21 protein-coding genes are annotated in these 24,673 nt (G+C 67.4%); 6 read left to right on the top strand and 15 right to left on the bottom strand.

Features of this window, described 5'->3' with window-relative positions:
* Window positions 1–45: 45 nt before the first annotated feature.
* Both BC102111_RS02945 and BC102111_RS02940 read right to left on the bottom strand, forming a co-directional pair.
* Entirely contained in the window at window positions 46–726 is a 681-nt protein-coding gene (locus BC102111_RS02945) for a response regulator (protein WP_009380494.1), read from the bottom strand.
* Complete coding sequence (locus BC102111_RS02940) at window positions 723–2,054, bottom strand: sensor histidine kinase (RefSeq protein WP_223289913.1); 1,332 nt, start codon at window positions 2,052–2,054, stop codon at window positions 723–725. The genes BC102111_RS02945 and BC102111_RS02940 overlap by 4 nt, the downstream gene beginning before the upstream one ends.
* A gap of 240 nt (window positions 2,055–2,294) precedes the next feature.
* Here BC102111_RS02940 and phoU point away from each other — a divergent pair, with 240 nt between their 5' ends.
* A complete protein-coding gene (phoU, locus tag BC102111_RS02935; RefSeq protein WP_009380492.1) occupies window positions 2,295–2,957 on the top strand; it encodes a phosphate signaling complex protein PhoU in 663 nt (220 codons plus the stop codon).
* Between the two features lie 196 nt (window positions 2,958–3,153).
* Here phoU and BC102111_RS02930 read toward each other — a convergent pair whose 3' ends face one another.
* Window positions 3,154–4,170 (bottom strand): EamA family transporter, encoded by a 1,017-nt coding sequence (locus tag BC102111_RS02930; protein WP_101623535.1) that lies wholly within the window; start codon window positions 4,168–4,170, stop codon window positions 3,154–3,156.
* A 71-nt stretch (window positions 4,171–4,241) separates the two neighbouring features.
* Between BC102111_RS02930 and BC102111_RS02925 the strand changes: the two genes are divergently transcribed.
* Entirely contained in the window at window positions 4,242–5,159 is a 918-nt protein-coding gene (locus tag BC102111_RS02925; protein ID WP_101623534.1) for a LysR family transcriptional regulator, read from the top strand.
* A gap of 12 nt (window positions 5,160–5,171) precedes the next feature.
* On the opposite strand, the gene BC102111_RS02920 is transcribed toward BC102111_RS02925, so the two are convergent.
* On the bottom strand, window positions 5,172–5,915 hold the full coding sequence (locus BC102111_RS02920; protein ID WP_009380489.1) for a phosphoglyceromutase: 744 nt from the start codon (window positions 5,913–5,915) through the stop codon (window positions 5,172–5,174).
* A gap of 166 nt (window positions 5,916–6,081) precedes the next feature.
* Here BC102111_RS02920 and BC102111_RS02915 point away from each other — a divergent pair, with 166 nt between their 5' ends.
* Window positions 6,082–7,107, top strand: coding sequence for a bile acid:sodium symporter family protein (locus BC102111_RS02915; RefSeq protein WP_063250052.1), 1,026 nt, complete (start codon window positions 6,082–6,084; stop codon window positions 7,105–7,107).
* A 248-nt stretch (window positions 7,108–7,355) separates the two neighbouring features.
* On the opposite strand, the gene BC102111_RS02905 is transcribed toward BC102111_RS02915, so the two are convergent.
* The 7 genes from BC102111_RS02905 to BC102111_RS02875 are packed head-to-tail and all read right to left on the bottom strand — an operon-like array spanning window position 7,356 to window position 12,288.
* Complete coding sequence (locus tag BC102111_RS02905) at window positions 7,356–7,742, bottom strand: iron chaperone (RefSeq protein ID WP_223289912.1); 387 nt, start codon at window positions 7,740–7,742, stop codon at window positions 7,356–7,358.
* The gene (locus BC102111_RS02900) at window positions 7,739–8,344 is read right to left on the bottom strand and encodes a YbjN domain-containing protein (RefSeq protein ID WP_101623533.1); all 606 of its coding nucleotides are present in this window, start codon (window positions 8,342–8,344) and stop codon (window positions 7,739–7,741) included. The genes BC102111_RS02905 and BC102111_RS02900 overlap by 4 nt, the downstream gene beginning before the upstream one ends.
* Window positions 8,344–9,771 carry a glycosyltransferase gene (locus tag BC102111_RS02895; protein ID WP_232252504.1) on the bottom strand — a complete coding sequence of 476 codons (1,428 nt, stop codon included), beginning with the start codon at window positions 9,769–9,771 and terminating at the stop codon, window positions 8,344–8,346. Before BC102111_RS02895 ends, BC102111_RS02900 begins: the two co-directional genes overlap by 1 nt.
* A 9-nt stretch (window positions 9,772–9,780) precedes the next feature.
* Window positions 9,781–10,608, bottom strand: a complete 828-nt coding sequence (locus tag BC102111_RS02890) for an alpha/beta fold hydrolase (protein WP_101623532.1) — start codon at window positions 10,606–10,608, stop codon at window positions 9,781–9,783.
* A 7-nt stretch (window positions 10,609–10,615) separates the two neighbouring features.
* Complete coding sequence (locus BC102111_RS02885) at window positions 10,616–10,927, bottom strand: DUF2516 family protein (RefSeq protein WP_009380482.1); 312 nt, start codon at window positions 10,925–10,927, stop codon at window positions 10,616–10,618.
* A gap of 45 nt (window positions 10,928–10,972) precedes the next feature.
* Window positions 10,973–11,380, bottom strand: a complete 408-nt coding sequence (locus tag BC102111_RS02880) for an AzlD domain-containing protein (protein ID WP_101623531.1) — start codon at window positions 11,378–11,380, stop codon at window positions 10,973–10,975.
* Window positions 11,377–12,288 (bottom strand): AzlC family ABC transporter permease, encoded by a 912-nt coding sequence (locus BC102111_RS02875; RefSeq protein ID WP_101623624.1) that lies wholly within the window; start codon window positions 12,286–12,288, stop codon window positions 11,377–11,379. The genes BC102111_RS02880 and BC102111_RS02875 overlap by 4 nt, the downstream gene beginning before the upstream one ends.
* 99 nt (window positions 12,289–12,387) lie before the next feature.
* Between BC102111_RS02875 and BC102111_RS02870 the strand changes: the two genes are divergently transcribed.
* A complete protein-coding gene (locus BC102111_RS02870; RefSeq protein WP_101623530.1) occupies window positions 12,388–13,104 on the top strand; it encodes a helix-turn-helix domain-containing protein in 717 nt (238 codons plus the stop codon).
* A gap of 92 nt (window positions 13,105–13,196) precedes the next feature.
* On the opposite strand, the gene BC102111_RS02865 is transcribed toward BC102111_RS02870, so the two are convergent.
* The gene (locus tag BC102111_RS02865) at window positions 13,197–14,339 is read right to left on the bottom strand and encodes an FUSC family protein (protein WP_009380477.1); all 1,143 of its coding nucleotides are present in this window, start codon (window positions 14,337–14,339) and stop codon (window positions 13,197–13,199) included.
* Window positions 14,340–14,424: 85 nt separating this feature from the next.
* Between BC102111_RS02865 and pepN the strand changes: the two genes are divergently transcribed.
* The gene (gene pepN / locus BC102111_RS02860; RefSeq protein WP_101623529.1) at window positions 14,425–17,343 is read left to right on the top strand and encodes an aminopeptidase N; all 2,919 of its coding nucleotides are present in this window, start codon (window positions 14,425–14,427) and stop codon (window positions 17,341–17,343) included.
* A gap of 147 nt (window positions 17,344–17,490) precedes the next feature.
* Window positions 17,491–18,294 (top strand): aminoglycoside 6-adenylyltransferase, encoded by an 804-nt coding sequence (locus BC102111_RS02855; RefSeq protein ID WP_063250044.1) that lies wholly within the window; start codon window positions 17,491–17,493, stop codon window positions 18,292–18,294.
* A 352-nt stretch (window positions 18,295–18,646) separates the two neighbouring features.
* Here the strand turns inward: BC102111_RS02855 and BC102111_RS02850 are convergent, their stop codons facing one another.
* From BC102111_RS02850 to BC102111_RS02840, 3 genes are all read right to left on the bottom strand, one after another.
* Window positions 18,647–19,663 carry a C40 family peptidase gene (locus tag BC102111_RS02850; RefSeq protein ID WP_063250043.1) on the bottom strand — a complete coding sequence of 339 codons (1,017 nt, stop codon included), beginning with the start codon at window positions 19,661–19,663 and terminating at the stop codon, window positions 18,647–18,649.
* 256 nt (window positions 19,664–19,919) lie between these two features.
* Window positions 19,920–20,993 carry an LLM class flavin-dependent oxidoreductase gene (locus BC102111_RS02845; protein ID WP_101623528.1) on the bottom strand — a complete coding sequence of 358 codons (1,074 nt, stop codon included), beginning with the start codon at window positions 20,991–20,993 and terminating at the stop codon, window positions 19,920–19,922.
* A 104-nt stretch (window positions 20,994–21,097) separates the two neighbouring features.
* Window positions 21,098–23,638, bottom strand: coding sequence for an HNH endonuclease signature motif containing protein (locus BC102111_RS02840; RefSeq protein WP_180960562.1), 2,541 nt, complete (start codon window positions 23,636–23,638; stop codon window positions 21,098–21,100).
* Between the last annotated feature and the right edge of the window lie 1,035 nt (window positions 23,639–24,673).

Raw genomic sequence — 24,673 nt, 5'->3', positions numbered from 1 at the left:
AGGGGCCGCTCACCACATGGTGAGCGGCCCCTTCGCTGTCTGCCCTCAGGCCTCGAACTTGTACCCGAGTCCGCGGACGGTCGTGAGCAGCTGCGGCTCCGAGGGGTTCTCCTCGACCTTCGCGCGCAGGCGCTTGACGTGGACGTCGAGGGTCTTCGTGTCCCCGACGTAGTCCTCGCCCCAGATCCGGTCGATGAGCTGACCGCGGGTCATCACGCGCCCGGAGTTGCGGACGAGGATCTCGAGGAGCTCGAACTCCTTGAGCGGCATCGACAGCTCTTCGCCGCGCACGGACACGACGTGGCGTTCGACGTCGATCCGGACCCCGCCGGCTTCGAGGATCGACTCGTCGAAGCTCTCGGCCTCGACGTTGCGGCGCAGCACCGCCCGGACCCGGGCAAGGAGCTCGCGCGAGGAGTACGGCTTCGTCACATAGTCGTCGGCGCCGAGCTCAAGCCCCACAACCTTGTCGATCTCCGAATCCTTGGCGGTGAGCATGATGATCGGCACGTTCGACTTCGCGCGCAGCTCACGGCACACCTCGGTGCCCGAGGCACCGGGGAGCATGAGGTCGAGGAGCACCAGGTCGGCACCATTGCGATCGAACTCCGCGAGAGCCTTGAGTCCGTCATCGGCAACAGTCACCTCGTACCCCTCCTTGCCGAGCAGGTACGACAGCGGATCCGAGAACGAATCCTCGTCCTCAACAAGCAGAATTCGAGTCACGTCGTGAGCTTCCTTTGTTCGCTTCCAGTGGGCAAAACCTGGGCAGTCCCATTCTCCTCCGCGCCCTCGGCGTTGTCATGCGCCGAGGCTGCCGCCGGGTCGGCGGCGACCCGGTCGTCCGCAGTCCCGGAGTCGTCCCCGGCCTGCGCGGAGTGTTCGAGGAGGACTCCCGCCGGCGCGGACGAGGTCGCCTCGGCGACGGTCTGCGTCCCGGCGAGCGGGAGGACGATCGTGAACGTCGAGCCCTTCCCGAGTCGGCTCCACACGCGCACCTCCCCGCCGTGGGTGGCGACGATGTGCTTGACGATGCTCAGGCCCAGGCCGGTGCCACCGGTGATCCGGGAGCGGGCGGGGTCGACGCGGTAGAAGCGCTCGAAGACCCGCTCCGTGTCCTGCCGGGAGAGCCCGATGCCCTGATCGGTCACCGAGATCTCGACGCGCTCGTCGACGAGCTCGACCCCGACGCCCACGCGCGTGCCGTCGGGAGAGTAGTTGATCGCGTTGTCAATGAGGTTGCGCACCGCGTTGACGAGGAGTTCGTAGTTGCCCTCGACGAGGAGGGACGACGGTGGGGCGACCTCGATGTGGATCCGCTTCGCCTCGGCTCGGGTGTGGGCACGGTCGGCGGCGTCCTCGACCACCTCGGCGGCGGAGATCTTCTCCGTCGTCGACGGAGCCGCATGGTCCTGGACCCGGGAGAGGTCGATGATCTCCTGGACGAGCTGGGTCAGGCGCTTCGACTCCCGCTGCATGCGTCCGCCGAAGCGCTCGACGGCGGCCGGGTCGTCGGAGAAGTCGGTGACCGCCTCGGCGAGGAGGGCCATCGCCCCGATCGGGGTCTTGAGCTCATGGGAGACGTTGGCGACGAAGTCCCGGCGCACGGCGTCGACGCGTTTGGACTCGGTCTGGTCGTCGCAGAGGACGAGGATGAACGCGGTGCCCAGCGGAGCGATGCGCGCGTGGAGGTAGCGGAGGACGGAGTCGGAGAGCTCGCGCTTCTGCTCGAGGTCGATCTCCTCGATGAGCCCGCGTGCGCGCACTCGTTCGACGACCTCGAGCATCTCCGGCGACGACAGGGAATGACCTCTGACCAGGCCGAACGTGTAGGCGGCGGGGGAGGCTTTGACGACGTCGTCACCGGCGTCGAGGACGATCGCAGCGGACGGGAGGACGGCGAGCACCTCGGCGATGCCCTCGGGCAGATCGTCTTCGGAATGCAGATCGGCAGCATCGCGGGAGCGTTCGCTGAAACGGAACGCGAGTATGCCCGCTATGCCGAGTCCCAGGCCGACGATGCCGGTCAGGACCGCTACAATCAAGAGATCCACGTGACCAAGCTTAGGCGCAGTCTGCTCGGCGGTCGCACCGGATTCACCCGCTGACAGGCCTTTTGGCGAGGAATTCACCGAACCGACAAGTCTCGTTCACACGGCGCTGGAAAGCTGGGGTCAGTGTGCCTGCCCGGATCCCCGAGCACGCGGCGATTCCGCCCGGGCCGCGGGCACGGCCGATCGACGAGAACTGCGCCACGCACTCTCACCTCGCACGAGATTAAGGAAACGCACTCAATGCGCGAAGTCTTCAGGAATGAGCTCGACGAACTGGCCACCCAGCTCGTCGACATGTCCACCAAGGTCCTCGACTCCATCCGCCTGGCCAACCAGGCCGTGCAGAACAACGATCTCGATCTCGCCGAACGGGTCATCGAGGCCGACGCGGACATCGACGCCATGCAGCACACTCTCGATCAGCAGGCCGCGGAGATCCTCGCCCTGCAGGCCCCCGTCGCCGCCGATCTGCGCGCCGTCATCGGCGCCCTGCGGATGAGCGCCTCGCTCGAGCGGATGGGCGACCTCGCCCGCCACATCGCCCAGCAGGTCCGCATCCGCTACCCCGAGTCCGCGATCCCGCAGCACTTCTCCGGCACCTTCGCACGCATGGGCGATGCGGCGGAGAAGATCGCCGAGGCGACCGTCAACCTCCTGTCGAACCCGGGACTGTCGATGGTGCCGACGATCAACGCGATCGACGAGGAGCTCGACGAGCTCCACCTCTCCGTCTTCGCAAAGCTCGCCGACGCTCCCGCGGAGGACCTCGCGCCGCGCCACATCGCCGACGTCACGCTCCTCTCCCGCTACTACGAGCGCTTCGGCGACCACGCCGTCTCCGTCTCGCAGAAGGTCGAGTACCTGCTCACCGGCAACTGGGAGCCCTACCTCTCCCGCAAGTGAGCGCAGGCTCGCAGTCGTGCACACCGTCCCGGTCAGGGGCGTGAGCGTCGGACTGCACCGCTGACAACGACGATCGCCGAGGTGGTTCATCCACCTCGGCGATCGTCATTCACCTCCCGGACGATCCCGACCGGAGTGACCCATTCCCGGGTGCGGCTGTCCAGGTCCGCCCGAGTCGAGGTCACTCCGGTCAGATTCACCGCGCGATCTCCTGCCCGTTCCGTCCTGAGGCCCCTGCTCCGAGTTCGCTCTCGGCGCCGGCACCTGCGGTCTCAGGGTGCTCGCGGGCCACGACCGTGCGATGCCGCGGCCGCTCGCCTCGGCGCAGGACCATACGCCCGATGCCCCGCGCGACCGTCCGCAGCGCCCCCGTGGTCACGGCGACTCCGAGGATGAGGAGGCCGCCGCCGATGAGCTCGGGCACCGTGGGACGATCCCCGAGGACGAGCCACGCGGCACCGACTCCCACGGGCGGGACGAGGAGCGTGAACGGGGCGACCTGCGAGGCGGGGAAGCGCGCGAGCAGGGAGTTCCAGATGGCATACCCGATGAGCGAGGCGACGCCAGCGGTGTAGACGACGGACGCGAGCACACCCCAGGTCGGGTGCAGGACGGCGCGAGCCACCTCGGCGGGCCCGTCGATGAGGAGGGAGAGCCCGAGCATCGGCACGGGGACGACGAGACCCGACCACACGGTCATCTGCAGTCCGCTGATCCCCGGCTTGACTCCGCGGGCGATGACATTGCCGATCGCCCACGACAGGGCGGCGGCGAGGCAGACGACGAAGGCGGCGACGGGTGTCGAGGCCTCGAGGCTGAGCCCGATGACCGCGAGCCCGGTGAGGCCGATGAGGATGCCGATGACCTGTCGGCGGGTCGGGGTCTCGCGCAGCGCGAGGGCGGCGACGACGACGGTGAAGGCGGCCTGGATCTGGAGGATGATCGAGGACAGGCCCACCGGCAGGCCGAGGAAGAGCGAGGTGTAGAGGAGGCCGAACTGTCCGGCGGACATGAAGACGCCGATGAGGAGGATGCGCCCGAGGCTGCCGCGGGGGAAGCGCACGAAGAGGATCGCCGGGATGACGACCATGGTGAACCGCGCGGCGACGAGGAGCAGGGGCGGCCAATCGCGGAGTCCGAAGTCGATGAAGACGAAGTTGACGCCCCAGAGGACGACGACGAGAAGCGCGAGGAGCTGGTGGACGGGTCGCATGACCTCAGGATCCCAGCGTGCTGATCAAATTTCCATTGAAAGTCCTTACGCGGACTCATTACAGTAATTTGATGATCGACATCGTCGCCCTGCGCACCCTCGTCGCCCTCGACGCGCTCGGCTCCGTCACGGCCACGGCCGACTCCCTCGGCTACACCCCGGCCGCGGTGAGCCATCAGCTCCAGAAGCTCTCGCGCTACCTCGGCGCCCCGGTCACCGAGCGCTCCGGACGCGGCATCTCCCTCACCCCCATGGGCCGTGAGCTCAGCAGCCGGGGTGCGCAGATCCTCCACGACCTCGAGGGCATCGAGGCCGAGGCGCGGGCGCGGTCGGGCGAACCGCGCGGGCGCATCACGGTCGGCGGGTTCTCCACCGGCATCCGCGGTCTCCTCGTGCCGGCGCTGCCGAGACTGCGGGAGGCGGCGCCCGAACTCACGGTGACGAACGTCGAGTCCGATCCCGATGAGCTCGTCGAGATGGTCTCAGCGGGGCGGATCGACGCCGCGCTCATCTTCGACTGGAACAGCTCGGTCCTCCGCCTGCCCTCGACCCTGGCCTCGGAGGTCATCGCCGTCGACCGGGCCGACATCGTCATGCACCGCGGCCACCATCTCGCCTCGCGCGCCGAGGTGACCCGCACCGACCTCGTCGGCGAGGTCTTCGTCTCCGCCCCGCGCGGGGCGGTGTGCCATCGGTGGCTCGTTGCGCTCTTCGAGGATCTCAGCTCGGAGCCGCGCGTCGAGTACTGGGCCGTCGAGTACGACACCCAGGTCGAGTTCTGCCGGTCGATGCGGGCGCTGGCTCTCGTCCCCCGACTCGGGAGGCCGCACCTGCCGACCGACGTCACCGCAGTGCCGCTCGACGATCCGACGATCGCCCGGTCGATCCACGTCGTGTGGCGCCGGTCGATGACGAACTCCCCGGCGATCGCCCTGCTCCGGGAGGAGCTCCAGGCGATCGCCGGGGAGTTCGAGACGGCGTGCGGCTGAAGCTGCCTGGCCTCAGCGGCCCTGGTTGGCGACCTTGCCGATCGCTTCCTTCGCGGCCTCGGGGTCGAGGTAGGTGCCGCCGGGGGTGACAGGCGTGAAGTCCTCGGTGAGCTCGTAGTGGAGCGGGATGCCGGTGGGGATGTTCAGCCCGGTGATGTCGGCGTCGGAGATCCCGTCGAGGTGCTTGACGAGCGCCCGCAGGGAGTTGCCGTGGGCGACGACGAGGACGGTGCGACCGTCGGCGAGCTCGGGCACGAGGACGTCGTACCAGTACGGCAGGAGACGGTCGATGACATCGGCAAGGCATTCGGTGCGCGGCACCGAGTCGCCGAGGTTGGCGTACCGCGGATCGTGGGCCTGCGAGAATTCGGAGGCATCGGAGAGCGCAGGGGGCGGGGTGTCGAAGGACCGACGCCACGTCATGAACTGCTCTTCGCCGAACTCGTCGCGGATCTCCTTCTTGTCCTTGCCCTGCAGCGCTCCGTAGTGGCGCTCGTTGAGGCGCCAGCTGCGGTGGGTGTCGAGCCAGGAGAGGTCGGCGGCCTCGAGTGCGAGGTTCGCCGTGAGGATCGCCCGCTTGAGGCGCGAGGTGTGGACGACGTCGGGGATGAGGTCGGCTTCGCGCAGCAGCTCGCCGGCGCGCTTGCCCTCGGCACGGCCCTTCTCGGTGAGGGTGACATCGACCCAGCCGGTGAAGAGGTTCTTCTGGTTCCATTCGCTTTCGCCGTGGCGCAGCAGGATGAGGTTATGCGTCATGGCCCCTATCTTCGCACGAGACCTCGCGCGGGTGCCCGCCGGTCCGCGGCCGGCTCCGCGCCCTCGACTTCCCGCCGGCGGTGGGACTCGCGACGGCCCGACTTGAGAGCGCTCAGAGTGCGGACATGGGTCTTGCATGACGGAACGCTGGGAGTAGTCTTCGAATATGTCCGATCGCACGCCAGCCCCCGACCCCCGTCCGTCCGCGAAGCCGCAGTCGACGGCCGAGCGCAGTTCGATCATCGCGGTGACCGCGCTGCCCGTCCTCGTCATCCTCGCCGGCATCGCGGGATTCCTCTCCCCGGACACGTTCACTCCGCTGGCCCCGACGATCACGTGGAGCCTCGGCGTGGTGATGTTCTTCATGGGACTCACCCTCACCCTCCCGGACTTCGCGAGGATCGCGAAGCGCCCGTGGGTCGTCGTCCTCGGCGTCGTCACCCAATACGTGGCGATGCCGCTGCTCGGCCTCCTCGTCGTCACCGTCTACAGTCTGCCGCCTGAGATCGCCGTCGGCGTCATCCTCGTCGGCTGCGCCCCCGGCGGCACCGCGTCGAACGTCGTCACGTACCTCGCGAAGGGCGACACCGCGCTGTCGGTGTCGATCACGACGCTCTCGACGCTGCTCGCTCCTGTCCTCACTCCCCTGCTCACGCTGTGGCTGGCCGGGTCGTACATGGACGTGCCGTTCTGGTCGATGTTCGTCTCGATCTGTCAGACGGTGCTCGTTCCGGTCATCGTCGGCGTCCTCGTCCGTCTCGTCGCCTCACGTCTCGTCGATCGGATCGCGCCCGTGCTGCCGTGGCTCGCCTCGATCGCGATCGCCTACATCGTCGCGATCGTCGTCGCCGGGTCGGCCGGATCGATCGCCTCGGCGGGCATCCTCGTCCTCCTCGCCGTGATCACGCACAACCTCCTCGGGCTCGGCGTCGGCTACGGTGTGGCCACGGCCTGCCGCCTCGACACCCCGACCCGCCGAGCGCTCGCGTTCGAGGTCGGACTGCAGAACTCGGGCCTGGCCTCGACGCTGGCGACGACGTACTTCTCCCCGCTGGCGGCGCTGCCCGGCGCGGTCTTCAGCGTGTGGCACAACGTCTCCGGTGCCGTCCTCGCCTCGATCTTCGCCCGCCTGCCCTACGGCAAGCCGCCCGCCGAGGCGACCGAGCAGTCCCGCACGCCCCAGTCGGCGTGAGCCGCCGTCCACGTCGACGCGCGGACTCCGAGCGCGACGAAGCACCCCGGTCGAGATTCGGCGAAATCGCCCCGCACACGATCGATATCGCCGGCCGGCGCTTCACGGTCAGGCGGGCGGTGCGCGCCGACCTCCCGGCGCTCGGTTGGCTCAGCTGACGACGGACAGGTCCCGGGCCGATGCGCACCGCTTCTACGAACGCCTCGGATACACCGCGAGTCATGAGGGACTCAAACTCGACCTCGGACTCACATCCACTTGACGCCGTCGACCTCGAATTCCCGAATGCGGTAGGCGATCATCTCCGCGAGGAGGGAGTCGGGGATCTCCTCGTCGTACGGCAGTCTGATCGACCCTTTGCCGGTGTCGAAGTCGGTGAGCCTGTCGGCGAAGGCGTCCTTCGTGCTCGGCGTGAAGACGACGTTCGCGTGCCGCTGGTACCCGGCGAACGCGAAGAGGATGGTGTCGAGGAAGTACGCCGGATTGCCCCACTTGAGGCCCTCGCCCGCGGTCGGGGCGTGTTCCCGGCTGAGGTCGCGCAGGTGACGGAGGAAGTCCTGCTGCTCGACCGAGTCGAAGGTCGCGATGTATTCGTCGACATTGCCCGGCCTGCTCAGATCCACTCGCTTGATCATCGTCGGTCCCCGTCGGTCGTCGGGTGCCCGGTCGGCGCAGCCTCTCCCCCGGGACCGTCGGGACTCGGCTCAGGCCGCTCGGGCCCGATCGCGCCGAGGAACTCATTGTCCGGGCTGTCGAGGACGTGTTCGAACGCCGCGAGGTTCCGGGTCGACTCACCGCGGCTCACCCGCCACGCCCACTCCTTCTTCATGCCCGTGAGGAATCCGAGAAGGAGGAGTTCGTTGAACGACTCGTCGGCGACGGTGAGGATCTCACCGAGGAGGGCGTCGAGGTCGTCGAGGAGGCGATCGACCGGAACCGTGGCCCGCAGATAGACGTCGCCGAGGTGGTCGATCCCGAACGCCGCCGCTCCGAGCTTCATGTTCTTCCGCAGCAGCCACCGGTTGAAGGCCTCGGCGTTCTCGTCCGGGTGCCGGATGACGAAGGCCGCGAGCTCCGCCGTCCGCGCGGAGACGACGATCGACACGGTCGTCTTGAGCTTCCGCTCTCCCGGCAGGACGACGGCGATCGACGTGTCGTCGAGGCTGTCGACGGCGACGTCGTTGGCCTCGGCCCAGTCCGTGATGCCCTGCATGAGCACGGCCGGCTCGACGCTCATCAGCGCCATCCTCCGCACACGCCCGGGGCCGTGAGGTCGCTCGCGTCGCGGGCGCCGCGGTCTCCGGCCATGCCCCGCGAAGCGGCTCCGATTCCCGAGCGGATCCGGGCAGAGTCCTCGCGTTCCCCGGCGACGGCGTCGAGGACGGCGGCGACGGTCCGGTTCCAGTCGAAACGCTGCGACCGGGCCGCCGCGTGGTCGGCGAGTTCGACCCGCAGCTCCGCGTCGCCGAGGAGCCTCTCCAGGGTGAGCGCCCAGTGCCGCGGGTTGTGGTCGGCGATGAGCAGTCCCGAATATCCGTTCTCGACGATCTCCGGCAGTCCGCCGACGGCCGCGGCGATCGACGGCAGACCGGAAGCGGCCGCCTCGGCGGCGACGAGCCCGAAGGACTCGCTGCGCGAGGGCACTAGGAGGACGTCCGCGGCACGGTAGTAGGTGACGAGTTCGGCCGCAGGCACGGGCGGCCTGACCTCGACGTTCGGTTCCGCGGCGATCGCCGCCGACAGCGTGGCGTGGAAGTCGGAGGGCGTGCTCCACTCGCGATCCGGAGCGGTCCGCCCGCGTCCGTCCGCACCGGCACGACCAGCGCCGCGGGTGCCCGGTCGCGCAGAGGGTTCGACCCATCCGGAGGCCGCGCCGAGGAGGATGCCCCGTGTCCGCGCGGAGAGCTCGGGGTTGTTCTCGTGAAGGCAGGCCAGGGCATCGACGACGACGTCGGTGCCCTTGATGAACTGCATCCGTCCGACGTAGAGGACGAGGTTCTCATCGGCCGCGAGTCCCAGTTCGGCGCGAGCGGCCCGCCGCGATCCGGGTGAGAAGAGGGCATGGTCGACGCCGGGCCGGGCGACGACGACGGAGGCAGGATCAGCACCGAGCTCGCCGATGAGGTCACGGCGCTCAGCCGGGGTGTTCGCAACGAGGAGGTCGACGCCGGCGGCGATGCGCTCCTCGGTGCGGAGTCGGCGCGGGGATTCCTCGGCGGTATCGGAGTCCCGGTTCTTCACGGCACCGATCGTGTGCATGCTCGCGATGATCGTCGGCCGCGGCCCACCCCGGGTGCGCACGGCACGCAGGGCCGCCTCGGCGGAGATCCAGTAGTGGGCCCACACGAGGTCTGCGGCGGTGAAGACGGGGTGGGCTGTGAGCAGGCGGGCGAAGTCGTCGAGCCTGCCCGCGAGCGCGTCCTTGCTGTCGGCGTCGACGTCGAGACGGTGGAGGCGGAGGTTGGGTGCGAGGGTGACCGAGCGCGCCTGCTCGTCGCCGGCGACGCCGAGGCCGTGCGGGTCGGCGGTGAAGACGTCGACCTCGTGTCCTGATGCGGCAAGGGCCCTGACCGTATGGGCGACGTAGACATTCATCCCGCCCGCATCGCCCTGCCCGGGCTGAGCCGCAGGCGAGGTGTGAAGTGAGAGGACGGAGATGCGCACGGAGTCAGTCTAGCCAAAGAAGTCGCCGAGGATCCGGCGGACCTCATGGCGACCCCGCCATAGGATCGATCCGGCCGGCAGCACCTCGAGGCGCGAATCGGGAATCGCGGCGGCGATCTCCTCGGCGATGAAGACGGGGTGGGCGGGGTCGTCCTCGTGGGTGAGGACGAGGACCTCGGCGGCGAAATCGCGCAGCCGCTCCGCCGCGGCGTCGAGGCCGCCGCCGAGGTACTGCCCGTCGACGGCGATCTCGAGCGCGAGCCCGAGCCCGTCGGACATGTCCGTGGTGATGAGGTTCTCGGCCTTCGTCCGGGTCCACGCTCGGGCGGGGAGGAGGTCGGCCACCTCGGCGGGTTCACGGGAGAGCATGAGGTCGGTGATGCCCTCGACGTCACCGGCGGCGACGAGCCCGCGGAGGGACTCGAGGTAGGCGGTGTGGGAACGGACCACCTCGGCGGGGAAACCGGCGAACGAGGCGGGGAGGACGAGGGCGACCTTCTCGAGGCCCTCGATCACGGGATGGCCGTCGCTGAGCAGGCGCAGGAGTCCGCCGGCGGACATCGAGACCCCGAGCGCCCGGGTCGCCGAGGTGGCGGTGAGGGCCTCGGCGAGCGCCTCGGCGATGAGGGCGTAGTCCCAGCCTGGGCCCGGTGAGGGGCGACCGCCGTGGCCGAAGAGGTGGAGGAAGTGCTTGGTGCCGGAGATGCCGGTGCCGAAGGGCCGGGTGTCGCGGATCGCGCCGGCGAAGCCGTGGCTGAAGAGGGTGTGCGGGTCGCCGGAGCCGAACGTCGCGATGTACCCGGTGTCAGCACCGGGGAAGTTGAGATCTTCGCTCATCCCCGGGTCAGCGGTTCCGATTCCTGGGGTCGATGGCCTTGATCTTCGGGCGCACGTCGGTGAGGTAGACGATCGCGCCGACGAGGGCGAGGAGGTTGAGGAAGATCATGCTCATGCCCAGCGGCGGGAGTGCGATGAGAGCGAGGGCGAGGCCGACAGCCAGCAGGATGACCCAGAACTTCTTCGACTGCTTGTCCACCGCGCGGTAGTTCTCATCCTTGTACCGCAGCGAGTCGATGAACGCCCAGAGTTGGACGATGAACGCCGCAACCGTGAGGGCGAGAAAGACCAGGCGCTGAAAGTCAGCAATGAGTTCCATGCCCTTAAGCCTAGCAATCGGGCCTGACACCGGCACCTGGGCAACTCACAGGATGCCCGTCCACCGGATCCCGGCGCACACCGCCATCGCGAGGATGACGCAGACGAGCATCGGCACACGCAGCACCGCGGCGAGAACGCCCGCCCCGACGCCGATGAGGCGCGCCGGATCGGCGAGCGCCTGACCGTCGAAGACCGCCGTCGTCGCGAAGACCGCCCCGATGAGCACGACGGTGGCCCTGTCCATCCAGGCCGAGACCCGCGAGGTCGGTTCGTCGGGATCGCTCGCCGAGGCGGCCGGGGCTTCGGTGCTCACCTCAGATCCCGTCGTCACCTGCGCTCCCCGTCGTCCGCGGACGGCGAGCGCGGCGCCCACCTTCACTCCGGCGAAGCGCATGACGTAGGTGCCGATGCTCAGCGCGGCGAGCGCGATGAGAAAGGTCGTCGGGTTCACTGCGCGTCCTCGCTCTCGTTCGGGGCAGTGCCGGGAGTGCGGGCCTCGCCGGGCACGGTCGCCGCACGGTCGGTCGTCCCCTGGGCGGCCGACACCCTACCCGCAGGTCCGTGGTCCGACACCGTGTTTTCCTGCTCCGACACCGAATGGTCCTGCTCCGACACCGCATGGCCCTGTGTCGAACGACCCGTCGCCGCCGAGCGCGCCCTCCTCTCGCGCACCACTCGCCGGATCAGCCAGCCGAGGGCGACGAAGGCGAAGACGGACAGCGAGGTCACGGCCCCGAGGCCGAGCGGGAGGATCGGCGTGAGGCAGACTGCGACAAGGATGCCGGCGAGTGTAAGGCAGAGCGTCGAACGGTTCCGCAGATCGCCGCGGATAAGGCAGAAGAGGATGATCGGAAACGCCGCGTCGAGACCGAGCATGTCGGCGTCGATGACGCTGCCGAGCCACTGCCCAACGACCGCACCCGAGGGCCACATGATCGCGATCGCCACTCCCATGAGGAGGAACGCGCGCCACCGCTGGCGGTCGTTCTCTCCCGTGCGGGCCACTGCCGTCGATTCGTCATTGATCCAGTGCGCGGCGATGAGGGCCCGCCAGTCCTGCGGGAAGAACGGACCGACGGCCATGCCGAACGCGAAGTTGCGGGAGTTGACGAGCAGCCCGGCGAGAACCGCGAGGATCGGCGCTCCACCGGCGGCGATGACTCCGACGAAGGTGAACTCGGCGGCACCGCCGAGGGCGAAGGCCGCGAGCATGAGCGTCTGCCACCACGCGAAGCCTGACACCTGCGAGATCGCACCGTACGAGAGCGCGACGGCGACGATCGTCACCGTGATGATGGCGACTGCCCGGTAGGTCGACGACGGCAGAATGCGCTCGATCGTGCGGAATGATGAACTCATGTTCACCATAGTGCACACCGCGAGAGAGGTTCGTCAACCGGAACGGCAGTGCGGAATAATGAACGACAGCTAAGATGATCGTATGAGCGGAGCAACGGCATGAGCGCGGCGGCAGACGACTCCCCCAGTCCCGAGACGAGAGACCCATCCGTCAAGGGCAACGTCGAGGACAGCAGCGTCGACCAGGGCAGCGTCGACCATCGCAGCGTCGACCAAGTCAGCGGAGATCACGAGAACCGCGTCCACGACAACAGCACCGCGACCGACTCGTCGACCCCGCGAGCCCAGGTCGCGGCCGCGGTCAAGCGCGAACGGCAGCGGGCCGGACTCTCCCTCTCCGAGGTCGCCCGCCGAGCCGGCATCGGCAAGTCGACGATGTCCGGACTCGAGGCGGGAACGGCCAACCCGAGCCTCGGGACGATGTGGGCCCTCGCCGCTGCTCTCGACATCCCGCTCTCACGGTTGCTCGATCCCCCACAGCTGGAGATCGCCCTCCACCACGTTCGCGACATGCCGAGCCTGCCCTCGACAACGGCGAACTATGTCGCCACCCTGCTCTCGGCGTCCCCGCCCACCGCACGCCGCGACATCTACTTCATCCAGGCCGAACCCGGTGAATCACGCAATTCCCATCCGCATCCGGCGGGCACGATCGAGCACGTCATCGTCGGTCGCGGGGCGGCACGGATCGAAGCGCTCGGCCAGTCGTTCGAGCTGGTCGCCGGTGACTACCTCGTCCACCCGGGCGATCAGCCGCATTCGTTCACAGCCCTCGAGCCCGGTACGAACTGCATCTTCGTCGTCGAGAGCCGCTGACCAGGCCCGCCGCCTGCCGCTGACCGGCCCCGCCGCTCGCCGCTGACCAGGACCGCCGCCTGCCGCTCGGCAGCCGCAGCCCAGCCGCAGCCCTATTCGACCGGCGGACCGTCGGCCTTGTCTTCAGCGAGCGAGGGCAGGCGTTCGTGCGCGGCGTCGTTCGTCAGGCCGGCCGCCTGGAGCAGGTCGGCGGCGACGGGCCGGAGGAGGAGGACGAGGGATTCGTCGTGGATGTCCCAGCTCTTCTCCGCCCTGGGATCGAGTTCGCCGGCGGCTTCGGACAGGGCCACCTCGGCGAGCGATCTGTCGGTTCCCCGGCGCAGCGCGATCTCGAGCTTCTTCGCTCCGTCGGCGAGGGATTCGACGTAGTCGGCGATGATCGGCTTCTCGACGCCGAGCTCGGTGATGCCGACGACGCGGCGGGCGATGACGCGGATCGTGCGCATCGCCCGATCGGAGTAGGTGTGGGCACGGGAGAGCCGGGTCACCTCGGCGGCATGACGGCGACCGCGCGCATTGATCTTCGCCGCCTCCTTCGACACCTGCAGCGACGAGCCCCACGAGTCGATGATGTCCTGGGTCTCGCGGGCTCGGGTGAGGGCGCGCATCGCGAGTTCGGTGTCGGCGTCGCGCAGGGCCTTCGACATCATCGTGAGCACAGCACTGACCTCGTCGAGGAGGTTCGCAGCGAGTGCGCGCGGAACCTTGCGGGCGTCGCGGGGAATGATGAGCGCGAGGACGATCGCGAAGAGCGAGCCGACGAGGGCGTCGAGCGTGCGCGGGAACGGCAGGGTCGTCGCGGTGGCGGGCACGACGACGACGTAGACGGACTGGACGGCGATCTGGGTGATGAAAATGCCGCCGGAGTTGAGCACCGTGCCGATGACGAGGCCGATGATGAGGGTGAGCGCGAGCTGCCAGATGCCGCTGCCATAGATGTTGACGAGCACCTCGCCGACGAGCACCCCGAAGGTCGCACCGATGCCGATCTCAAGCGAGCGGCGCAGGCGGCGATCGGCGACGGGTCCGATGCCGACGGCGGCGGCGACGGCGGCGAGGAACGGGTAGGGGTGGCCGAGGATGTAGACGCAGAACGCGTAGGCGGCGGTGGCCGCGATGGGGATCTGGATGAGCTGTCCGGAGTTCGCCCACACGCGCCTGAAGCCGAGGCGGAGGCGGTGGGCAACGATGTTGAACCCTCGCTTGATCAACCCGCTGACCTGGGTCTTCGCCATCCGATCCGGCCCCCTCTCGCGCTCGTTGTACTCAGATTACCGGAATTGTGACATGCTAAAGTCTGTGCGCCGAGGAGGCTGAAGAATGACGACGAACCTGACCCGAGACGAAGCGCAGAGCCGATCGCATCTGCTCAAGGTCAAGACTTACACCGTCCATATCGATGTGAGCAACGCCGAGTCCGATGCCGACACCTTCACCTCCCGCACCGTCGTCGAGTTCAAGGCTCGCTCCGATTCGCAGACCTTCATCGACATCATCGCCGACTCTGTCTCGCTCGTGCAGATCAACGGGGAGGACCTCTCCCCCGCCGAGGTGTTCGACGGTGCCCGTGTCACGTTCCCCGTCCGTGAGGGGAAGAACGCCCTGACGATCGAAGCCCAGACCCGGTATTCCACCTCGGGTGAGGGACTCCACCGGTTCACCGATCCCGCCGATGGCAAGGTCTACCTCTACTCGCAGTTCGAACCCACCGATGCCCGGCGGGTCTTCGCGAACTTCGACCAGCCCGACCTCAAGGCGAAGTTCGTCTTCAGCGTCACCGCCCCACAGTCGTTCCAGGTGCTGTCGAACCAGGTCGAGACGAGCCGGGAGACGGTGAGCGAGGACGGCAGCGCGGCCGTCACCCACTTCTTCGCACCGACGCTCAAGCAGTCGAGCTACATCACGTGCATCACCGCCGGCCCCTACGAGGGTGCGACGGACACGTGGACGGATCCGGTCACAGGCGAGACGGTCGACCTCGGCGTGTGGACGCGGGCGAGTCTCGTCGACCATCTCGACTCGGCCGACATCCTCGGGATCACGAAGGCGGGCCTCGACTTCTTCAGCGCCGAATTCGACTACCCCTACCCCTGGGGCAAGTACGATCAGATCTTCGTTCCCGAGTACAACCTCGGCGCGATGGAGAATCCGGGACTCGTCACCTTCACCGATTCCCTCATCTTCCGGGACAAGGTCACCGACGCGATGTACGAGTCGCGGGCCAACGTCATTCTTCACGAGATGGCTCACATGTGGTTCGGCGATCTGGTGACGATGAAGTGGTGGGACGATCTCTGGCTCAAGGAGTCCTTCGCCGACTACATGGGCGGCCTCGCGCTCGCCGAGGCGACGCGTTTCACCGACGGATGGGTGACGTTCGCGCTGCGCCGCAAGGCGTGGGCGTACATGCAGGACCTCTACCCGACCACGCACCCGATCGTCGCCGACATCCCTGACGTCGAGGCCGCGAAGCTCAACTTCGACGGCATCACGTACGCGAAGGGCGCCTCGGTGCTCAAGCAGCTCGTCGCGTACGTCGGTCGGGAGGCGTTCTTTGCGGGCTCCCGGCTCTACTTCAAGCGCTTCGCCTTCGGCAACACGGAACTCGCCGATTTCCTCGACTGCCTCGCCGAGGCGGCCCCCGACCGTGACATCGCCGGCTGGGCGGACGCGTGGCTGGGGACCTCGGGCGTCTCCGAGCTCTCGCTCGCGCTGACGACGAGCGCCGAGGACGACACCACCTCGGCGGGGACCGGGTCCCGGAACGAGTCGACTGCGAACACTGCCGGTCGGGCCGGGTCAGGTCCGCAGCACGACCCCCGGGCGAGCATCACCGGTGCGACGATCACCCAGTCGGATTCGGCTGAGGGCGCGCGTCTGCTGCGCCCGCACACTCTGGAGATCGCCACGCTCGGGCGGTCGGGGCGCGACATCGTTCCCATCGACAGCGTGAAGTTCGACTTCGACGGGGAGTCCGCCGAGGTGGAGCAGCTCGTCGGGCGCACGCGTGGTGAGATCGCGCTGCTCAACTACGCCGATCACGACTATGCACGGGTGCGTCTCGATGAGGCTTCGACGGAGGCGGCGATCACCTCGGTCTCGAGGATCGCCGACCCGCTCTCACGGGCCCTCGTGTGGTCGGCGCTCGACAATGCGGTGCGCGACGGGCTGCTGCCCGTGCAGCGGTACCTTACTGCTTATGCCCGCAGCCTCGGCAAGGAGAGCCATGCGGGGATCATGGCCGGCCTGAGCCAGACGGCGCTTCTCTGTCTCGATCAGTGGGTGGCGGAGCGGAACTTCGAGACCGCGATCTCGGGCCTCCTCGGTGCCGCGCTCGATGCGCTCGCGACGGCGAAGTCAGGGTCGGATGCGCAGCTGCATCTGGCCAATCTCGTGCTCTCGCTGACGTCGCGGACGGCGCGATGCATCGAGGACAGTCCGTCGATCGCGATGGGTCGAGCGTTTGCGACTCAGGTCCTCGCCGTGCCGATCGGCGAGGAGATCGAGAGCATGAGCCCCGAGATCGTCGACGAAGCGACTGCGGGCACGGGTGGTCGCAGCGGTCAGAACGACGGATCAGCGGCAGGCAGCGGGGGCGCTCCGGGAGACCGTAGCGCTTCGGGAGACGGGTCGACCGGGTCCGGATCGGGCGGGACTGCGTCCCATCCTGATCGGGACGGTGTCGCCGAGCATGCAGCGGCTTCCCTGCCGTTCCGTGGTCTCATCAATGACCATGCCCTGCGATGGAACGCGATGACCGCGCTCGTGTGCCTCGGGTGGGCGGATCAGACGGACATCGCGCGCGAGACCCACCTCGATCAGAGCTCCTCGGGACGACTGCGTGCCGAGACCGCCAATGCCGCCCTGCCTCTGCCGATCGTCAAGATGCGCGCATGGGAGACCGTCGTCACCGGGTCGCTGAGCAACGATGTGCTCTCGGCGATCATCTCCGGCTTCGTCGCTCCTTCGGCGCTGCCGATCACGGAGATGTACGTCGATGAGTACTTCGAGCGGCTTGCCGGGTTCTGGGCGGACACCTCGATCGAGATCGCCCGCCGTCTGGTGCTCGGCCTCTATCCGCGGTGGTCGGTCGACGAGGAGCGCGTCGTCGAGAAGACCGATGCGTGGCTCGCCGACCATCCTGATGCCCCTGCGGCGCTGCGGCGCCTGCTCATCGAGCGTCGTGACGATCTCGCTCGGGCGATCTACCTCAAGGCCCGCCAGACCTCGCGGCACTGAGTTCGCAGTCGGGCGGCCAGACCGACCCGAGGCGGTGATGCGCACCTCTCCTGCTCCGCGACGGCCGACGAGGGCCGCGACTCCGCCATCGATGGTTCCCCACGATGAAGAGGACTGCCCCTTAAACGGGAATGAGAGAATCGGGGGATGGATTACTCTCGTGCACGTGAATCCTTGGTCCGGTGGGCGCAGGGTCGCACCGACGTTCGGGCACTCGTACTGACGGGATCAGCCGCCGCTCAAGACGCCCACCCTCTCTCCGACCGGGATATCGAGGTGTTCACGACAGACATTGATGCGCTCTTGACAGACGAGTCATGGTGGAGCGACCTCGGCGATGTGCTCGTCGTCGAAAGGCTCAACGACGGTGACGGCAACCCCACACGCCTGATCTACTACGCGGGCGGCAAGATCGACTTCACCGTGCTTCCCGCAGATCGCCTAGCAGGTCGAAGCTACACTCGACCGTTCTGTGTACTCCTCGACAAGGACGACAGCGCTGCAACCGCCTCACTGGATGCGACCTCCACTGCGCCACCCACGCCCGCGGAGTTCGAGGAGTCGATGAACTGGGCGTGGGCGGCGGCTCTGATGCAGGCCAAAGCCATCGTGCGCGACGAGCCGTGGTCAGCGAAACTGCGCGACCAGGACCTGAAAGGCGAACTGCTGCGGATGATCGAATGGGATCACCTCGCCCGGCACGGTCCGGGACTCGACACCCGATACCTGGGCACACGGATGCGGCAGTGGATGGACACCGATGTCCAGCACGCGCTCGAACGCTGCTGGGGCAGTCTTGACGGTGACGACGCGACACGCGCACTTCTTGCGTCCACCGAGCTGTACCGCACCCTCGCCGAACGCACCGCGTCGTCGCTCGACCTCCCACACTTCGATCACGAGCGAGTCGACGATGAATTACACGCTATCCTCGGGCTCCGCACTCTTTGAACTGCGCGAGCTGAACAGCACGAGCACCCTCGTACCCCGCCGCACGTCGGACGACTGAGGGTCGCCGAAACCGACCACTAAGGATGCGACGGGCCGTGCGGTCGTGCGTCTGTGGAAGTGACCGGTCCTCTACCGGGAATGTCAGTGAGCCAGGCCTTCGCGCGGAGCGAAGGCCAGGTCCTTTCTCACTGCCGTAGCACCTCTCCGCGGGGAACCCACCGTGGCGATTTCGGTCAGCGGAGAACGTTCACGGTGGACCACCTCGGCGGCGGACAATCACCCCCCTCGAATGCCGGAAGCCGGCCGCAGGACGACTGCGACCGGCTTCAGCGTGGGAACGAACGGATAAGCATCACAGGATGCGGCGCGCTCCGGAGAACTCGTTGCCCTTGTCCCAGTCCTTCCAGTCGACCACGTAGACCGTCTTCGAGGCGTTCGGCGAGTGGATCATCTTCCCATCGCCGATGTACATACCCACGTGGTGGACGGTGCCCGAACTCGTCGAGAAGAAGAGCAGGTCGCCGGCTTTGAGGTCCTTCGCCGACACCTTCTTGCCGACCTTGGCCTGGTCGCCGGAGTCGCGCGGGATGTCGATGCCGTGCGCCCGGTAGACGGAGTAGGTGAAGCCGGAGCAGTCGAAGCCGTAGGCGGAGACGCCGGCCCACAGGTAGCGGAGGCCGTCGAACTGCTTGGCGGTCTTGACGAGGTCGTCGCCGGAGGGCTTCTTCGGCTTCTCACCGATGTCGAAGACGTTGACGTCGTCGACGTCGATCCACGCGGCTCCGCCGCCGGGCAGTGCGACACGGACGTCCTCGACGTCTTGGGCGATGAGGGGCAGTTCGACGTTGAAGCTCGGATCCGCGCCGACGTCCTTGGTGAACTCGATGCCCTCGAACTTGGCCTTCTCAGCGGTGACGACCGCGCGCGGCTGGTCCTTCTTCAGCTTGCCGAACCGGTCGTTCTCGACGAGCTGCTTGGTCGGCAGCCAGCCCGGGTAGCCCTTCTTGTTCTTCGGTGTGGACTGGTCGGTGACGGCGACCTTGGCCCAGTTGCCCTTGGTCTCGAGGACGGTGACCTCGGAACCGTAGACGGCCTGGGTCTCGGCCTTGCCGGTGAGGCCACGACGCACCTCGGTGCTCTTGAGGTTCTCGTTCCACTTGTCGAGGTCGACGGGCTTGCCCAGAGCGGGCTTGTCGACCTTGCGGGGCGCCTTCGAGTCCTTCCACAGCGTGGCGACGGTGACGTCGACGTAGGCCGTCTCGCCCTTCTCGATCTTTCCGTCTCTGATCGGCTCGAGTTCCTGGCCGGGAACGACCGCCGCAGCCAGGTTGGTCGACGCGTTGGCAGGAGCAGACTGGTTGCTCGACATGGCAGGAGCGCCGGCTCCGAACACAAGTCCGAGCCCGAGCGCCGCCGAAACAGCAATTCTCGTACGCATAGATTCTCTTTCGGTCTGCGAGCGAGACCAAGGGTCGCACCCGCGCGGGGGAAGCCGCCGAATGAGTTTCGCGACCCACGGAACCGACCGATGGCGATCGATCGCGTGAGCATCGAAACGATGTACGCGAACAATCCTACTGTCTGATCCGGACATTGTCTCGGGTCAGCGGGGATCGCCTCGGACGTCAGCGGAGGAACTCGTCGGCCAACAGGTCGATGGTCTGGATCCGCGCGGCATCGTGACGCAGCTCTTCGCCTTCCATCGCACCGGCGACCGGTTGGATCATCACCTCGTCGACTCCGAATCGGTCGGCGAGTTCCTCGAGCTGGCCCTTGGCCTGCTGAGGGTCCCCGATGATCCAGTTCTTCGAGAGCTCTTCGGCGACCATGCGCTCCTGGTCGGTCATGATCGAGCGGACGTCGTCACCGGCCAAGCGCAGCGGGCCCATCTGTCCGCCCGTGCGCAGCCGTGCCATCTGCAGCATGAAGGGCTCGGAGCGCAGTCGCGCCTCCTCCTCGGTGGGAGAGACGACGGCATTGACGGTGACGAAGGTGCGCGGTTCGTCCCCGTAGGCGCCGGGCGTGAAGTTGTCGCGGTAGATCTTCATCCCCGTCGTCGCACCGGCGGCGAAGTGATTGGCGAACACGTAAGGCATGCCGAGCTCAGCTGCCAGCCGAGCCGAATATCCCGACGAACCGAGCAGCCACGGCAGTGGCTGGGTCCCTTCGGTCGGGGCCGGAGTGGCCCGCAGCGTGTGCTCGCGTCCACCCTGAAGAGGAATGCGGACGCCTTCCGGTGCCATCAGGGAGAGGGTGTCGATGACGTGCTGAGGGAACTGTTCGACCGGGTCGATGGTCTGCCCCTGACGGTCGACCATCCGCCCCTCGCCGAGGTGGCCCCGCATGGCCGCCGATGTGATCGGATCCGTGCCCGGCGCGCGTCCGATTCCCAGATCGATCCGATCACCGTAGATCGCGGAGAGGAGGGCGAAGAGCTCGGCGACGGCGAGAGGCGCATGGTTGGGCAGCATCACTCCGCCCGAGCCGAGGCGGATGTTTTCGGTGCCCTGGCCGAGGTACATGAGTTCGGCACCGGGCATCGTCGAGGCGATCGACGGCATGTTGTGATGTTCCGCGACCCAGTAGCGGGTGTAGCCGAGTTCGTCAGCCCGGCGGACAAGTTCGTGAGACGCCGCGAAGGCATCGGACGTGGTCTGGCCGACGCGCACGGGGACCAGGTCGAGAAGAGAAAGCTCCATGCTCAAGGCAACAGGGTTCCGGGAGGGTTCATTCCATGAGCTGCGTCACTGCCGGGCGGATTCGACCTCGGGACGCACCTGTCCCCTCGACGTCCGGATCGGTCTCAACGGAAGAGCGTGTCGGCGATCTCGCCGGCGATGAACCTCGAATGGAGGATCGGTCTGCGTTCGGGATCGATGGTTGCAGGAGGCACCCAGGCCGGTCGCCCGTCTCTGAGCATGATCGTGTGCCAGTCGGATTTGTCGATGAGATGGTGGTGCGCACTGCAGGCCAGAGTGAGGTTGTTGATCTCGGTTCTGCCCTTCTCGGACCAGGGCACGATGTGGTGGGCGTCGCACCAGCCGGGCGGTGTCTCGCATCCGGGGAAGGTGCACCCTTGGTCTCTCGCGGCGAGGATCGTCAGTTGGTTCCGATTGGCGTACCGGTTCTCTGTCTGGACGCTCACCGTCCGACCCTTCTCGCTCATGAGGTGGAAGAACACTGCGCCGTTGAGGCCGTCGCGAACCGCCGCTGAAATAGGGAAGCTCTCAGCCGCTCCGGTCGTCGCCTGCCCGCATCCGGTGGCGATGTCCTCGGCCTTGGCCGTGACGACGAGAGCGAACGGAGCGCCCGCACCGACACGGCCCATTTCGATGCGTCCGATGATCGTCGAGAACCTCTCATAGATCCGGTTGCGCACGCTGGGCTGCTCAGAGGCCATGGGTACCGGCGTACCGTCCTCGCGGACGCCGTATCCGGCAGGAATCTCGTTGCCGTCAGCGTCGGTCGGCGCGGAACCGACCGGCGCAAGTTCGGGCGTCGGGTCGATCGCATCGTAGCGGTCACCGCGGAGCACGTCTTCGAAGAGACGGACGGCTTCGTCCACGACAGCATCGTCCTGCTGCCCCGCACCTGCCGTCAGGACATCATCAGTCTGCCCCGCTGCGCCGTGCACCAAGGCATCATCAGCATGCTTCGCCTGATCACATGCCGATGCGTCATCGCTCTGTGACGCGTCATCGCTCGCCGGCGAGTCTCCTGCCTCTGATGCGTCGTATCCAGTTCGCGATCCATCTTCGGTCTGCATCGCCTCGTCGGTCTGCATCGCTTCATCGGTCTGCATCGCTTCATCGGTCTGCATGCGGGAGGTGAGCAGGCCGTGCATGATGCCACCGGTCACCGAATCCAGGCGTCCCCTGAGGTCCCAAGTCCCATCCTTGCGCGCGCGGAGGTTGACACAGAAGTCCTCTCTCGGCGTCGACTCGTCGGGGAGCTCACCATCGGGGTCAAGCCATTTGAGGATCTCGTTGAAGAGGATTCGGATATCCCTGACGTGGACCAACGGAGCCTTCTCCACGAGGATCCGTTCCGCTTCGAGCTGCTGGTCATCGGTGGCCTTTCGCTTGAGCTCACCGAGGAAGCGGATGATGACCTCTGCCTGCACGGACGAGAGAGTCCCCGTGCGCAGCGCGTCGGCAACGATCGGATGCACGGGTTCGAGTGACTCACCGGCGACCGTGACTCTCCTGCCGAGCTGCTCGGCGAGATCGACCCGTCGAGACGCTTCTCGGGCGGAGACGCCGAGGCGATTCTTCACGAGATCACGGGTCGACTTCGCACCGTAGTCGCGCGGGGTGCCGACGCGTTCGAAGACTGAGAGCGTGACGACGGAGAGCGCCTCGGTGAGGCGGTTGAGCGTTTCGATTCCGTCAAGCATGGTGACAGCCTCGTCCGGGCCCATCGGCCGTTCGAAGGACTCGAGATCATTGACCAGGGTTCGGAGACTCTCGATGCTTCCCGTCATCTCCGGAGCCATTGCTGTCAGGTCTGACCACGCCGTCGCTGGGAGAAGCGGAGAGGCGTCTGCGGCGTCGCAGTCGGAATCGACGGGAATGTCGCTCGCCTCGGCGGTCACGGGCTCGGGACTCCCAGCGTCTCCACCCTCCCCGAGCGAAGCTGGCCCCGATGCCCTCTCAGGCGCCGAGGTCCCCTCGACATCCGAGGTCCCCTCCAGTCCCGCAGCGGCATCGGATGCTTCGTCATCCGTCGAGCGATCATGTCCGTATACGTTGGCTTCGCCGGGCCACCCCGCCTCGACCGGGTCGACGCCGCCCCACCCCTGCGTCCCGTATCCTCTGCTCGCCTGCTCGCGCGGGGTGAACCACGGTGGCTCGCTGGCGAACCCCATGCCCACCTCACCATCCGACGGGCCGGAGCCCAGACCTCCGAGGACACCGCGCTGCCGTTCGATGAGATCGTTCTGCTTGTGAGCGATGAACTCGCTCGACTTCCGGTTCTCCTCGGCAAACCACGCGCGATCCTCGTCGGTGATCCTGTAGTCGGGTTCGGAGGCCGGATCACCATCGTCTGCGACGTCACGCGCGGAGCACTCGTCATCGTCTCGTGTGGTGCACTTGCCGATGCCTCGCGAGGAGCTGTCGTCCGGGTCCGCAGGAGCGGACGGCGTCTCAACCAGGCCCGCCCATTCCGGGTCGGCGGCTGCCGCCGCGGCCCGTTTGGCCTGCTCTGCGCGTTCTCGTTCCTCGCGCTTCTGCCGCATCCATGCTTCCTGTTCGGCGTCGATCTCGGCCGCGCGTCGCCTCAACGCCTCCTGCGCCTCCTCATCGTCGGGCGCAGCCCTCCAGTTGAGCTTGGGTGTCGACACAGGTGCTGAATCGAGAGAAGCCGTCGGAGCCACAGGTGTCGAGCCGTCGGATGCGGAACCGTCTGACATGGGGCCGCTCGACATCGCGGGATCCTTCGCCGAGGCGATCTCCCCCTGACCGTCTCCCGCACCGGCAACCGGATGTTCCGACGGATCGAGACCCGAGTTCTCGAGCGCAGTCGGGCCGAGAGCTGATCCTGCGGGCGCCTCGGACTCGCCACCCGCAGCCTGGGACACGCACGGAGAAGCGGGCCGTGTGCGCCGGTCCTTCCGCTTGTCGCGTCTGCGATCTGGGGTGAGAGTCATGACCTCCGTGTCCGATCCCCGAGTACGTCCTTGTGTGATCCACACTACACCCGCACAGCAAATCTGTACAGATATTTGTTCGACTTTTTTAGAAATCTTTCTCTCGTTTGAATTCATTACATGAGCGATCAACGAAGGTCGACGCGGCAGGAGATATTCGGCTCCACAGACCGGAAGTGGGTTGTCGCTCGACGGCGGCGATACTGCCACCTGTGCACACACCTGTGCGCCGGGCCGAGCGGACCCCCGCCCGGTGGTGGCCCGGACATTCGGACATCGCCTCACGTCCTCTCTGCGCACTCATCGCAGTTGTGGCGACTCATCGTGTTGCCGGCTGGGATGACCCGCAAGCTCCACCGGGACGCAGGCACCGGCGAGCCGAGGGCCTTCGACCTCTCTGGGCGCGCAATGGTATGCGGTTACGTGGACAGCGATCCGCTCGATGGGTCGCGCGAGAGCGGACGCGCACGGAGTTGCGACCAATGACGATTTCATGAACCATGACGGCGCGCCTGGCCGGCCACGATCCCCGCCGAGGCCCCGGACCGTCCCGAACAGCCCGCTACGGCGATCGCTACGCCCCCGACCGTCCCACCGAGACCTCCGCGACATCCCGAAACGACCCACCACCGCAGCCGCGACACCCCGGACCATCCCGCCGAGGCGACAGCACCGCCCGGTCGAATACGGACCTCGAACTCGTTCAGGCCTGCGGCAATGGCCGATCGC

Source organism: Brevibacterium casei CIP 102111, assembly GCF_900169275.1.
Lineage (GTDB): Bacteria > Actinomycetota > Actinomycetes > Actinomycetales > Brevibacteriaceae > Brevibacterium > Brevibacterium casei.
This window is presented reverse-complemented; position numbering and strand designations above follow the sequence as displayed.